Raw genomic sequence first — 12672 nt, 5'->3', positions numbered from 1 at the left:
GCCGAAATTGGCGGCAGGCAAGGGCTGGTACGTGTGCCGGGAATGCGGCTACGCCACACCCAAGTGGCTGGGCCGCTGCCCGGCCTGCGGCCAGTGGGGAAGCCTGGCGGAGGAACGGAGCGGCGGGGGACAGCGGCGGGGGGCGGACGCCAGGCGCGCTCCCGCCACTCCGCAGCTTCTCGGTGAGGTGGGGGCGGAGACGGAGGAACGGTTTCCCACCGGTATAGGAGAGTTGGACCGGGTTCTGGGGGGAGGGCTGGTAGCCGGCTCCCTGGTACTCTTCGGCGGCGAGCCCGGGGTAGGCAAGTCCACCCTGCTGCTGCAGGCGGCGGAGGCCTGCGCCCGACGCAGGAAGGTTCTCTACGTCTCTGCGGAGGAATCCCTGGGTCAGCTTCGGTTGCGGGCTACGAGGCTGGGTATCAATTCGTCATCGCTTTACGCGGTGGCCGAATCCGACGTGGAAACCATCCGGGAGCAGATACGGATTGCGGAGCCGGATCTGGTGATTATCGATTCCGTTCAGACCGTGCACCTTCCCGAACTGCCTTCTCCCCCCGGCAGCCTGGTTCAGGTCCGGGAGTGCGCGGCGGAGTTCCTGCGGGTGGCCAAAGAAGGGAACCTTCCCTGCCTGCTGGTGGGCCACGTGACCAAGGAAGGCTATCTGGCCGGTCCCAAGGCCCTGGAGCACCTGGTGGACACGGTACTTTACCTGGAGGGGGAACGGTATTCCAGCCTGCGGTTGCTGCGCGCGGTCAAGAACCGCTTTGGCTCCACCAACGAAGTCGGAGTTTTCCAGATGGGTGAGCGCGGGCTGGCCGAGGTGCCCAACCCCTCGGCCATGTTTCTGGCCGGGCGGCCGGGACAGGTAAACGGCTCGGTGGTGGTGGCCGGAATCGAGGGCAGCCGCGCCTTGCTCTTGGAGCTGCAGGCCCTGGTAGCCCCAACCGGGTTCGGCAACCCCCGGCGCCTGACCGCGGGTCTGGATCTACAGCGGGTGCTGTTGCTGTTGGCAGTACTGGAGAAGCGTTGCGGTCTGCCTTTGGGCAGCCAGGACGTGTACCTCAATCTGGCCGGCGGCATGCGGTTAGAAGAGCCGGCGGCAGACCTGGGTATCTGCCTGGTGGTGGCCTCCAGCGTCCTGGACCGGGCGCTGGGGGCGGGCGTAGCCGTGGCCGGGGAGGTAGGGCTGACGGGCGAGGTGAGGCGGGTTACCCAGGTGGAAAAGAGAGTGGCCGAGGCGGCGCGCCTGGGCTTTCGCAAGTTCGTATTGCCGGCTGCCAACCTGGAAGATGTAGGAAGCTGTCCTTTAGAGGTAGTAGGGGTGCGGGACCTGGAGGAGGCCTTTGAAGAGTTTAATTTGAAAGGAAATATGATGCAATTTGACAGGGGTGATGCTGACTTGTTACAATCGAAGTGAGACTCATTGTCAGAATAGGGGGCTCACACGCATTGTTTAAGGTAGGTGACCGGGTAGTCTACCCCATGCACGGTGCCGGAATCATCGAGGCCATTGAAGAGAAAGAAATCCTGGGTCAGAAGAGGCAGTACTACGTTATGCACCTGCCCATGGGGGACATAAAGCTGATGATACCAACGGACAACGTGGAAGAGACCGGGTTGCGCGAGGTCATTTCTCAGGAGGAAGTGCCCAAGGTATTGCGGATATTGCGGGAGCGCAAGGTCAGCATGTGTTCGAACTGGAACCGCCGCTACCGCGCCAACCTGGAAAAGATAAAAAGCGGGAACATATACGAGGTGGCAGAAGTGGTAAGAAATCTGGTTCTCCGAGAGAGGGAGAGGGGGCTGTCCAGCGGAGAAAGGCGTATGTTGGACAGCGCACGCCAGATACTCATCAGCGAGCTGGTATTGGCTCAGGGCAAGGCAGAGGAAGAAGTGGCAAACCTCTTGGATGGGCTCTTGGCCTAGTGCGCATCCCAATATTTGTATAGCCAACCCCCGCCGGAGTTAAAATAGGGAGGGGGTGAAAGCATGTTTTGGTTACTGCGGTGGGCAGTGACTGCGGTGCTGGCCGCCGGAATTTTTTACGGGGGCACGTTAGCCATCCGCTCTCTTCCCGTCCATTACGCCCCGAACCTGAGGCTGGCCTTGTTTGTGGGCCTGGGACTGGCGGCCGCGGGTGTGGGTTACTGCGTGACACCCGGGCTGATCGCCAAGATGCAAGCCGCGGGGCGCTGGCTGGAGGGCAGGGTGCAGAAGTTACCGACGCAGGACATTCTGGCCGGGGCGGGGGGGTTAATCGTAGGCCTTATCATCGCCAATCTCCTGGGTCCCTCACTCAGCCGTCTGCCCTGGGTAGGGCCCTACCTGCCTTTAGGAGTCAATCTCCTGTTCGGATATCTCGGTTGGAGCATAGCCACCAAGAAACGAGAGGAAATCTTCCCTTTGTTGGGGTGGCTGAGACCCGTGGGCAAGGACCGTTCTCCGGGGCGGTCCGACCGTTCCAATACCCGGCACAAGATCTTGGATACCAGCGTGATTATCGACGGCCGCATTCTCGACATCTGCCAGACCGGATTTTTGGAAGGGGTGCTGGTGGTACCCGACTTCGTCCTGGAGGAACTGCGGCGCATCGCCGACTCCTCGGACGTGCTGAAACGTAATCGGGGTCGTCGGGGGTTGGACATCCTCAACAAGATGCGGGAACAGCCGGGAGTGGAGGTACAGTTGTGGCGAACCAGTCGGACGGACACGGGCGAAGTGGATACGCGGCTGGTGCAATTGGCCCAGCAGATCCAAGCCTGTATCGTTACCAACGATTTTAACCTGAACAAGGTGGCCTCTTTGCAGGGCATCAAAGTTCTTAATATTAACGAGTTGGCCAACGCCGTGAAACCGGTCGTGCTTCCGGGCGAGGAAATGGTGGTACAGCTCATTAAGGACGGCAAGGAAAGCGGCCAGGGTGTGGGCTACCTGGACGACGGGACCATGATAGTGGTGGAAAACGGCAAGCGTTTTATCGGACAAACCGTGGCGGTTCTGGTGACCAGCGTGCTGCAAACTGCCGCCGGCCGCATGATCTTCGCCAGGCCCAAGGGTCTGGCCAAGAGGGTGGCTCACTCCGCCGGGGCGACGGCGACGGAGCGAGGAGAGTATCAGTGCCTGACGTAGCCGCAGTAGTGGTGGCCGCAGGACGGGGAGAGCGACTGGGCGCCGGGGGCAACAAGGCCTTCGTTCGCCTGGCCGGGCATCCGCTGCTGGCCTACACTCTGGCCGGACTGGAGGCCATTCCGGAAGTAAGGTACGTGGCGGTGGCCGTCGGGCCGGGTGAGGAAGAACTCTGCCGGGAATTGATTCGGGCCTACCTTTTCAAGAAAGTAGCGGTGGTGGTGACCGGGGGGGCAAGCCGGCAGGAGAGTGTGGCGCGGGCCTTACGGGCCGTTGATAGTAGGTACTCTATGGTGGCCGTGCACGATGGCGCACGGCCTTTTCCGTCGCCGGCCCTGCTTCGGGCGTTGACAGAGGCGGCCGAACCCCAGGGGGCGGCGGTACCGGCGGTTCCGCCGCGGGATACGATCAAGCGGGTGAACAGGCAAGAGGACCGGGTGATCGAGACCCTGCCTCGAGAGGAGCTGGTAGCGGTCCAGACGCCGCAGGTCTTCTCCCGTTCCCTGCTTGAGGTCGCCCACGCTCGGGCGGCGGCCGAGGGATTCCTGGGTACCGACGACGCCGTCCTGGTAGAAAGGCTCGGGCACCCGGTGCGGCTGGTGCCGGGAGACTACCACAACCTGAAGATCACCACTCCGGAGGACCTGGCGCTGGCCGAGTTCTACCTGGCCCGAGGGTTGGTGGAGAACCCGCTGGTCGCCCGGCAGCCGGGGTCGGCCGTGAGGAGGAAACAATGCCGGGGCTGAGGTTCGGTTTGGGTATTGACGTGCATCCACTGGTCCGGGGTCGGCCGCTGGTTCTCGGCGGAGTACCCGTGCCCGCGGACCTGGGTTTGGCCGGGCACTCCGACGCCGACGTATTGGCTCACGCCCTCATGGATGCTCTGCTGGGGGCGGCGGCCCTGGGCGACATCGGCCGGTACTTTCCCAGCGGGGAGCCGGAGTATGCCGGTGCCGATTCCATGGAACTATTACGTAAGGTGCTCGACCTCCTTCGGGAACGCGGGTTTTCTCCCCGGCAGGTGGACTGCACCCTGCTGGCGGAAAGGCCGGTTCTGGCTCCGTATTATGCTCCGATCCGGGAGAGTCTGGCCCGGGCCTTGTCCCTTCCTTTGGACCGGGTAAGCGTGAAGGCCACCACTGCCGAGCGTTTGGGCTTCATCGGTCGGGCCGAAGGGATGGCGGCCCTAGTCTTGGCGGTAGTGGAAGGCCCCGAATGAGGACGATCGGCACCTCCGGTGCCGTAGGAGGTGGGTCCGCCGGCGGACCGTCAATATCCCGGCCGCCCCGCGAAGCGAGATGATTCCCAGTTCGGTCGGCGAAGCGGCCGGTACGAGGGGGAACTGGGATTTCCAGGACAAATTGCCAGGGCCAAGAGGCGGGGATCCGTTAGCAGGTCCGGCCTTGACAGGGCGCCAAGGCGGCGATTATAATGGCGCCGAACCCGCAGTGGCGGGGAGCAAGTGCAAAGCCGGACGGCCGAAAGCCGGCAGGAGCGAGTAGGTCGAGCCCGGGTTTTTTGTTAATTGGATTGGGAGGAGAGCACGGTGGCGGGGGTGTTTGAACGACTCAGAGAGGATATCCGGGTGGTCTTCGAACGGGACCCTGCGGCCCGCAGCACGCTGGAGGTCGTTCTCTGCTATCCCGGTTTCCACGCCATCCTCCTCCACCGGGTGGCCCACTGGCTGTATCGCCACCGCTTGGTGCTGCTGGCCCGGCTGATCTCCCAGCTCAATCGTTTCCTGACCGGGATCGAGATCCACCCCGGTGCCAAGATCGGCCGGCGCCTGTTTATCGATCACGGCATGGGCGTGGTGATCGGTGAAACGACCGAAATCGGGGATGACGTTACCATCTATCAGGGCGTTACCCTGGGCGGTACGGGCAAGGAAAAGGGCAAGCGCCACCCCACCATCGGCAACAAGGTCGTAATCAGCACCGGGGCCAAGGTACTGGGCAATATAACCATCGGAGACAACGTGAAGATCGGGGCGGGATCGGTGGTGCTGCGGGACGTCCCGGCCAACTGTACGGTCGTGGGCGTGCCGGGCAAGATCGTAGTGCGGGAGGGTCGGCACGTAGCCGATGCCTCACCCTCGCCCATAGATTTGCGCCACGACCAACTGCCCGACCCGGTAGGGGAGATGCTGGTCAGTCTGCAGTGGCAGATCGAACGGCTGGAGCGCAGGCTTATGGAGTTGGAGGTGCAGCTGGGTGGAAATATTCCTGTACAACACCCTCACGCGGAGGAAAGAAAGGTTCAGTCCGGCTAGGCCCCCGGTAGTGCGCATGTACGTCTGCGGCCCTACCACCTACAATCTCATTCATTTGGGCAACGCCCGACCCATGGTCTTCTTCGATACCTTGCGTCGCTACCTCGAATACCGAGGCTATCCGGTAATTCTGGTCCAGAACTTCACCGACATCGACGACAAGATCATCGCCCGGGCGCGAGAGGAAGGAAGGCCTCCGGAGGCAATCGCCCGCCACTATATAGGAGAGTATTTTCGGGACGCCCACCTCCTAGGAGTAAGGCCGGCTACGATCCATCCCCAGGTGAGCCAGCACGTGGACCTCATCATCGGCATGATCGAGGCCCTGGTGGCTCACGGGTTTGCCTATCAGGTCGGGGGGAACGTGTATTTCTCCGTGCGGCGCTTTGCCGGTTACGGCAAACTCTCCGGACGCTCCCTGGAGGAGATGCAGGCCGGAGCGCGTCTGGAGATCGACGCCCGCAAGCAGGACCCGCTGGACTTTGCCTTGTGGAAGCAGGCGGAGCCGGAAGAGCCCGGTTGGGAGAGCCCGTGGGGACGGGGGCGACCCGGCTGGCACAGCGAATGCGCGGCCATGGCCCTGCATTACCTGGGCCCGGAGTTCGACCTCCACGGTGGGGGGGCAGACCTGATCTTCCCCCACCACGAAAACGAAATCGCCCAGGCCGAGTGCTATACCGGCAAGCCTTTTGCCCGTTGTTGGGTTCACAACGGCTTTATAACCGTACGGGAAGAGAAAATGTCCAAGTCCCAGGGCAACTTCTTTCTGGTACGGGAACTCCTGGAACGCTATCCCGGACCCCTGCTCCGGTTTTATCTGCTGTCCACCCACTACCGTACCCCCCTGGATTTTGATCCGGACAAGCTGGAAGAGGCCCGGAGGGCGTGGGAGCGGCTGGGCCGGCTGAATGCCGCGCTGGGTTCGGCGACCGAGCCACCGCCACCGGCGGCAGAGAAACCGGCCCGGCCGGACGAACTGGTGGGCGCGGTAGACGAATACCGGCAGCGGTTTGTCCAGGCCATGGACGACGACTGCAATACAGCGGCGGCGCTGGCCGCCCTGTTCGACTTCGCCCACGAAATAAACCGCCTGATCCAGGGTATGCCGCCCGATCGCCTGTCTGGTCTGGCTCGGGTGCGGGAAGTCCTGGAGGAAACGGCGGGAGGGGTGCTGGGCATCCTCCCCGCCGAGAAGGAGAAGAGTGCCGAACCGAAATCGGAGCTGGTGCCGGAACTGGTGGAACTCCTGCTGGAGTTGCGTGCCCGCGCGCGGGAAGAACGGGATTGGGCCACCGCCGACCGCCTCCGGCAGCGGCTCAACCAACTGGGAGTCGTGGTGGAGGATACGCCTGCGGGAACCCGGTGGCACCTGGGCTAGAGGGGGGGGACGCCGTGGAGGTAAGGCTATTATCCTGTACCCCTGATTTCTTACGCATGATTTGGTGTGCCGCCCGCACCTGCTACAGCCCCTCCTCACCTTTAGAACTCTGGGAACAGGAGGTGCCCCGGGAGGACATGCTGCGTTTGGTCGACCGGGTCATCCGGGCCGGCCATCTCAGCGTGACCGAACACTGCACCATGACCTTCGCGGTGGCGGGCGTATCCCGTACCCTGCTGGCCCAGTACACGCGCCACCGGATCGGTGTGAGCATTTCCGTGCAGTCGCAGCGCCACGTGCGGGCGGCCGGTCGAGGCGAGGAAGGGCTGTTCGCCCACGTGGTTCCGCCCCAGATCGCCTCCGATCCTCAGGCCAGGGAGGTTTTCTACCAGCAGCTTGGTGCGGCGCAACGGGCGTACGAGCGCCTGCTGGCCCTGGGTATAAAGAGAGAAGACGCCCGGTTTCTTCTGCCCGGGGGAGCGGCCACCAACTTCGTCACCACCCTCAATCTGCGTTCGCTCCTGGACGTCTACCAGAAGCGGGTGCTGACCCCGGGAGCCCAGTGGGAGATCCGAGAGCTGCTGGACCGTTTTGCCTACCTGATTGTAGAAAGGGAACCCTGGCTGGCCCCCTATTTCCCCACCGTGGGTCAGGAGGCCAAGGGAGAGGAAGGGTGAGGGTTGGCGGAAGACCTGCTGGTGGGAATACACCCGGTGCTGGAGGCCCTGCGGGCGGGCCGCACCCTGAACAGGATTTGGGTCGCGGATGGCGTCCGGCGGCCGGAGGTCAGGGAAATCCTGGAGTTGGCCCGCCAGTACCGGGTTCCGGTGCAAAAGGTAGACCGGGACTACCTGCGACGTCTGTCCGGTTCCTTGCCCTCGCAGGGGGTGGCAGCCCGGGTTGCTCCCACTTCCTACGCATCCTGGTCGGAAGTCGTGGCCGACCTGGCTCGAGGTCAGGGCCCGGCCCTGCTTCTGGCCCTGGACCAGATCGAGGACCCCCAGAACCTGGGTGCCCTTCTGCGCACGGCCGAGGCGGCCGGGGTAGGGGCGGTGGTAGTGCCGGCCAGGCGGGCGGCGCCGGTTACCGCCGCGGTTGCCCGGGCCAGCGCCGGGGCCGTCGCCTACGTCCGGGTTGCCCGGGTGACGAACCTGGCCCGGGCCTTGGGGGAAGTGAAAGACCTGGGGCTGAGGGTGGTAGGGCTCAGCGCCGACGGTGAGCATAACCTTTTTTCCCTGGATTTGAGGGTGCCCCTGGCGTTGGTGGTGGGCGGCGAGGCGCGGGGGTTGCGTCGGCTGGTTAGGGAGAAGTGCGATTACCTGGCCCGGCTGCCCATGCTGGGACGGGTGAACTCCCTGAACGCGTCTGCCGCCGCCGCAGTTGCCCTGTACGAAGTAGTACGTCAGCGTTGTTTTATGAATAATTTGCCTTGATTTCGGTGACCCCATTCGCTATAATAGGTGCGGCAAGACAAGCTTGCGCCTCCATTTTGCCCATTCAAGGCTTATATGCGCCTTACTCTAGCATAGATTGAGACTGGTAGCTTGGTATAACGGCAACTCCCGGTAGTGGAGGCGAGGTTATGAGCGCTACCGTTCAGAGGCAGGCCGTCGAGCCCTACGAGATGATGGAGGACGAGGAAATCGTTGAGCTGGCTCAGGCGGGAAACGACGAGGCGCAGGAATATCTAATCAACAAATACAAGAACTTCGTAAGGGCCAAGGCGAGGTCCTACTTTCTCATCGGGGCAGACCGGGAAGACATCATCCAGGAAGGTATGATCGGGCTCTATAAGGCCATCCGGGACTTTCGGGGCGAAAAGCTGTCCTCCTTCCGGGCCTTTGCCGAGTTGTGCATCACCCGTCAGATCATCACCGCCATCAAGACCGCTACCAGGCAAAAGCATATCCCCCTGAATTCCTACGTCTCTCTCAACAAGCCCATCTACGACGAGGACTCCGACCGCACTCTGATGGATATTATTTCCGGCACCCGGATCAGCGACCCGGAGGAGCTGATCATCAGCCGGGAAGAGTTCGATGATATCGAAGAGAAGATGGGGGAAATACTGAGTTCGCTAGAATGGCAAGTGCTGGTCTCATACCTTGAAGGGAAGTCTTACCAAGAGATAGCCTTGTCCCTGAAGCGTCACGTGAAGTCCATTGATAATGCCCTGCAACGGGTGAAGCGGAAGCTGGAAAGGTACCTGGAGAGAAGAGATAGCTAGCAATTTCACGGCTCACTTATCATGGCTGGGGCCGAAAGGCCGAGGTCCAGGGGAAGCTAGTGAAGCGCCTTCCGGCGCAACTAGCTTTTCCTTATAAACGGGGGGATACATAGGTGCGGAAAGTAGTAAGCGTAAGCCTGGGTTCTTCTAGCCGCGATCACGAGGTGGTAGCGGAGTTTTTGGGCCAAGAGTTTATCGTCAGCCGGGTGGGGACGGACGGGGATTTTGAGCGGGCCCAGCAACTGATCCGGGAACTCGACGGCCGGGTGGATGCCATCGGCCTCGGAGGGATTGACGTTTACCTGTACGCCGCCGGAGAACGCTACGCCCTCCGGGACGGTCTGCGTTTAATGGAATGCGCGCGCTTTACGCCCGTGGTGGACGGTAGCGGCCTGAAGAACACCTTGGAGAGGCAGGCGGTGTATTTCCTCAGGGACAGGGGCCTCCTGGAGCCGGGTACGCGGGTGTTGATGGTCAGTGCGGTGGATCGCTTCGGCATGGCCGAGGCCTTGGCCGGAGTGGGCTGCCGGTTGATATGCGGAGATCTCATGTTTGCGGCCGGCGTACCTTACCCCATTGAGGGTCTGGAAGAACTGGCCAAGATGGCCAAGAAGCTCCTGCCCGAAATGGCAAAAATGCCTTTTCATATGCTCTACCCCACGGGGAAGAAGCAGGAGGAAAAGGCCGCCAACGCGGCCAAGTTTGCCGCCTACTTTGAGCAAGCGGAAGTAATTGCCGGGGATTTCCACTTCATCAAACGATACTCTCCCGACCGTCTGGAACAGAAGACGATCCTGACCAATACGGTTACCCAGAAGGACGTGCAAACCTTGCGGGAGCAGGGGGTCAAGTGGCTGGTAACCACCACCCCGGAGTTGGGAGGCCGCTCCTTCGGCACCAACGTGCTGGAAGCGGTGCTGGTGGCTCTGTTGGGCAAGCGCTGGGAAGAGATCACGGCCGAAGACTACTTGGATCTCCTGGAAAAACTGAGGTTAGAGCCGCGGCTGGAAAGGCTAAACTAGGCGGGGTGGTGAAATCGTGGCCACGCACGAGGAACTGGGGGAATGCCTGGCCGACTTCCGGGATCGCTGTAACGCCGATCCTCAGTTGCGCCGGTTACTCCTGGATTGGGACCGCGACATTCTGGTCCAGGCTACGGACGCCGATTCCAGCTATGTGCTGACGGTGAGAGACGGTACGGTCTACCTCGATCACCGCGGCGGGGAGGTCGGCCGGCCGGACGTGACGGTTAGCGCGGAAATCGCCCTTCTGGTGGAGCTGTTCTCCGGACGAATAACGCCCACCGAGCCCTACCTTAACGGTACCCTGAAAGTACTGGGTACGGAAGAAGACGTTATGCGGCTGGACTTCATATCGCTGATGATTTGGGGTGAATAGATTTTGAGACTAAAACGGGTTCTCTCCCTTCCCACCATCGTATCCACCAGCGCCGGCCTGACCCTGGCCAGCTCCTGCTTTGTGGCTGCGGCCCAGGTCGCCCACTATCTGGCGGGAAACGCCGCCTGGCTGGCCATTCTCGTGAGCGGGATCCTGTGCCTCCTGGCCGCAGCCTGTTTCTCGGAACTGAACGGGATGCTTCCCTCCGCCGCCGGTATCCGGCTCTACCTGGCACGGGCTTTCAACGAACGGGTGGCCGTTACCGCCTCCTTGGTCTACATGGGTGTGGTGGCCAGCGTTATCGGCGCCGAGAGCTACGTCTTGTCTCAGGTGCTGGTAGCTGCGGTTCCCTGGATTCCCGCCCTGGCCTGGATAATAATTCTGGAGGCTCTGGTGGTCGGTCTTAACCTCAGGGGGGTTAAGCTGGCGGGAAGGTTTCAGGACGTAGTGACCTACAGTCTGGTTTCCTCGTTGTTGTTTTTCGCCTTCCTGGCTCTAGGCCGTCAGGGCTTCTCGGTTCCCGAGCCCTTGGTTACCGGCGGAGCGGTGAACCTGATCAATGCCGTAGCCCTGGGAGTATTTCTTTTCATCGGTTTTGAATGGGTTACTCCCCTGGCGGAGGAAGTTACGAAGATCAAGTTGATTTCCCGGGGGATGTTTTTGGCCATCGGATTACTCAGCGTTACTTACGCTCTGTTCACCGTGGGCATGAGCAGCACTGTTGATCCCGACCTGCTTTCGGCCACCCCGGCGCCGCAGCTGCTTTTCGCCGAGCGGTTGCTGGGCAAACTCGGAGTGGGTTGGATGGTCGCTCTCAGCCTCGCCGCCAGTGTCACCACCTTTAATGCCGGCCTGTTGAGCCTCTCCCGCTTTATCTACGCCTCGGCGCGGGAGCACGTGCTGCCCTCGGCCCTGGCCCGGATAAACCGGCGCTACTTCACCCCCTGGACGGCCATCCTGGCGGTTTTTGCCTTTGCCCTGGTGGTCTCCATTACGGTGTATCTCACGCGGAGGTATTTGGTGCTGGTAAACGTAGGGGCGGCTACCGAGGCCCTCATCTACGTGCTGGCCGCCCTGGCGGTATGGGCCTTGAGGCGCCGGGAGCCGGACGCTCCGAGGCCCTACCGGGTACCCGCGGGCAGGCTGCTTCCTTGGGTGGTGGTAGTGGTTTTCGGGCTTCTGGCCGCGGCGGTGCTCGGCCAGGACCTCGCCGCCCTGGCGTATCTGGCGGGGACGGTAGTGGCTGGCTGGCTTTACGTGAGGTGGGCAGTACCCGTACTTAAGGAGCGCGCCAGAGCCCGGCGCTCGACCGCGCGGTTGCGGCAGGCCGAGATGGTTCCCTCGGGCCGCCCGAGCCGATAAGAAAAGCAAGAAGCCGGACCACAGGTGCAGTCCGGCCCTGAATAAGAACCACCGCTGGAGCCCACAACCGGGATTGAACCGGTGACCTCCGCCTTACCAAGGCGACGCTCTGCCGACTGAGCTATGTGGGCGTGGTTGCGGGGGATGGATTTGAACCACCGTCCTTCGGGTTATGAGCCCGACGAGCTACCAGCTGCTCCACCCCGCAATCATTGTCTGGTGGAGGGGGCTGGATTCGAACCAGCGTAGGCGGCGCCAACAGATTTACAGTCTGCCCCCTTTGGCCACTCGGGAACCCCTCCACTTGCCGAAAGGCATTATAGCACGTTGCCCGGGCAGAGTCAAGCGCTGCGGACCCTGCGGCGCCTTGGATCGCGGTACGCGCCGCTCTGCCAAAGCGGGCCGGGCGGGCCGCCGAAGACGGGCGAAGCCGCCAGCCGGCTGCCCGGTACCGGCTCTGACGGGTTATTGCCGGCGGGCGGGATACCGCAGGGAGACGGGGCTACCGCAAGGAGAGAGCGGGAAGCAGTGAGCCCAGGCCGGTTTGACAGCCCAACCGGGGATAAGTTACAATATGGTCCGGTAATTCGGGCAGAACCGCTCCTCGGAGGCTATTCCTTTGCGGTTCAGGAGGTAAGCGAAGATGGGGAAGCAGAGATTTGAGCGGACGAAGCCGCATGTGAACGTAGGGACGATAGGGCACGTAGACCATGGGAAGACGACGTTGACCAGTGCGATCACGTATATTTTGGCGAAGGAGGGCAAAGCGCGGGCGACGGCGTTTGAGGAGATAGACAAGGCGCCGGAGGAGCGTGAGCGGGGCATCACGATAGCGACGGCGCACATAGAATACGAGACGGATAAGCGTCACTATGCGCACGTAGACTGTCCGCATGCCCCGGACAGTCT

General features: G+C 62.2%; 14 protein-coding genes and 3 tRNA genes. 14 read left to right on the top strand and 3 right to left on the bottom strand.

All coding sequences use genetic code 11. From position 1 onward, the window contains the following. Positions 1 to 7: 7 nt before the first annotated feature. The 13 genes from radA (at position 8) to NUV99_09365 (ending at position 11763) form a co-directional block, all read left to right on the top strand. Positions 8 to 1417, top strand: a complete 1410-nt coding sequence (radA, locus tag NUV99_09425; protein ID MCR4420320.1) for a DNA repair protein RadA — start codon at positions 8 to 10, stop codon at positions 1415 to 1417. A 32-nt stretch (positions 1418 to 1449) separates the two neighbouring features. After that, on the top strand, positions 1450 to 1926 hold the full coding sequence (locus NUV99_09420) for a CarD family transcriptional regulator (GenBank protein MCR4420319.1): 477 nt from the start codon (positions 1450 to 1452) through the stop codon (positions 1924 to 1926). A gap of 63 nt (positions 1927 to 1989) precedes the next feature. After that, positions 1990 to 3129: a PIN/TRAM domain-containing protein gene (locus tag NUV99_09415; protein MCR4420318.1), complete on the top strand. Its 1140-nt coding sequence runs from the start codon at positions 1990 to 1992 to the stop codon at positions 3127 to 3129. Then, entirely contained in the window at positions 3117 to 3872 is a 756-nt protein-coding gene (gene ispD, locus NUV99_09410; protein MCR4420317.1) for a 2-C-methyl-D-erythritol 4-phosphate cytidylyltransferase, read from the top strand. The genes NUV99_09415 and ispD overlap by 13 nt, the downstream gene beginning before the upstream one ends. Beyond that, positions 3860 to 4345 carry a 2-C-methyl-D-erythritol 2,4-cyclodiphosphate synthase gene (gene ispF / locus NUV99_09405; protein MCR4420316.1) on the top strand — a complete coding sequence of 162 codons (486 nt, stop codon included), beginning with the start codon at positions 3860 to 3862 and terminating at the stop codon, positions 4343 to 4345. Before ispD ends, ispF begins: the two co-directional genes overlap by 13 nt. Before the next feature lie 336 nt (positions 4346 to 4681). Beyond that, complete coding sequence (gene cysE / locus NUV99_09400) at positions 4682 to 5398, top strand: serine O-acetyltransferase (GenBank protein ID MCR4420315.1); 717 nt, start codon at positions 4682 to 4684, stop codon at positions 5396 to 5398. Further along, complete coding sequence (gene cysS / locus NUV99_09395) at positions 5346 to 6776, top strand: cysteine--tRNA ligase (protein MCR4420314.1); 1431 nt, start codon at positions 5346 to 5348, stop codon at positions 6774 to 6776. The genes cysE and cysS overlap by 53 nt, the downstream gene beginning before the upstream one ends. Before the next feature lie 14 nt (positions 6777 to 6790). Then, entirely contained in the window at positions 6791 to 7453 is a 663-nt protein-coding gene (gene thyX, locus NUV99_09390; GenBank protein MCR4420313.1) for an FAD-dependent thymidylate synthase, read from the top strand. Positions 7454 to 7456: 3 nt separating this feature from the next. Next, positions 7457 to 8209, top strand: a complete 753-nt coding sequence (gene rlmB, locus NUV99_09385; GenBank protein ID MCR4420312.1) for a 23S rRNA (guanosine(2251)-2'-O)-methyltransferase RlmB — start codon at positions 7457 to 7459, stop codon at positions 8207 to 8209. A 149-nt stretch (positions 8210 to 8358) separates the two neighbouring features. Then, positions 8359 to 9003 carry an RNA polymerase sporulation sigma factor SigH gene (gene sigH, locus NUV99_09380; GenBank protein ID MCR4420311.1) on the top strand — a complete coding sequence of 215 codons (645 nt, stop codon included), beginning with the start codon at positions 8359 to 8361 and terminating at the stop codon, positions 9001 to 9003. Between the two features lie 113 nt (positions 9004 to 9116). Continuing rightward, positions 9117 to 10025 carry a quinate 5-dehydrogenase gene (locus NUV99_09375; protein MCR4420310.1) on the top strand — a complete coding sequence of 303 codons (909 nt, stop codon included), beginning with the start codon at positions 9117 to 9119 and terminating at the stop codon, positions 10023 to 10025. Positions 10026 to 10041: 16 nt separating this feature from the next. After that, a complete protein-coding gene (locus NUV99_09370) occupies positions 10042 to 10401 on the top strand; it encodes an SCP2 sterol-binding domain-containing protein (GenBank protein MCR4420309.1) in 360 nt (119 codons plus the stop codon). Positions 10402 to 10404: 3 nt separating this feature from the next. Continuing rightward, complete coding sequence (locus NUV99_09365; GenBank protein ID MCR4420308.1) at positions 10405 to 11763, top strand: APC family permease; 1359 nt, start codon at positions 10405 to 10407, stop codon at positions 11761 to 11763. Between the two features lie 55 nt (positions 11764 to 11818). Here the strand turns inward: NUV99_09365 and NUV99_09360 are convergent. The 3 genes from NUV99_09360 to NUV99_09350 all read right to left on the bottom strand — a co-directional run bounded on the left by NUV99_09360 (position 11819) and on the right by NUV99_09350 (position 12065). Beyond that, a tRNA-Thr gene (locus NUV99_09360) sits at positions 11819 to 11894 on the bottom strand. A 1-nt stretch (position 11895) separates the two neighbouring features. After that, positions 11896 to 11971, bottom strand: a tRNA-Met gene (locus NUV99_09355). 9 nt (positions 11972 to 11980) lie between these two features. Next, positions 11981 to 12065, bottom strand: a tRNA-Tyr gene (locus NUV99_09350). Between the two features lie 341 nt (positions 12066 to 12406). On the opposite strand from NUV99_09350, the gene NUV99_09345 reads away from it, so the two are divergent. Beyond that, on the top strand, positions 12407 to 12672 hold a 266-nt coding region (locus NUV99_09345; protein MCR4420307.1), incomplete at its 3' end, for a GTP-binding protein.

It is taken from the genome of Clostridia bacterium (genome assembly GCA_024653205.1).
In the GTDB taxonomy this organism is placed as follows: domain Bacteria; phylum Bacillota; class DSM-521; order Neomoorellales; family SLTJ01; genus JANLFO01.
Note: the sequence above shows the minus strand (reverse complement) of the source record. Positions and strands in the feature narration are given on the sequence as shown.

What these genes read in the sequence shown, in the direction of transcription:
- NUV99_09415 (MCR4420318.1), top strand. Translation starts at nt 1,990, where the DNA reads ATGTTTTGGTTACTGCGGTGGGCAGTGACTGCGGTGCTGGCCGCCGGA.
- ispF (MCR4420316.1), top strand. Translation starts at nt 3,860, where the DNA reads ATGCCGGGGCTGAGGTTCGGTTTGGGTATTGACGTGCATCCACTGGTC.
- sigH (MCR4420311.1), top strand. Translation starts at nt 8,359, where the DNA reads ATGAGCGCTACCGTTCAGAGGCAGGCCGTCGAGCCCTACGAGATGATG.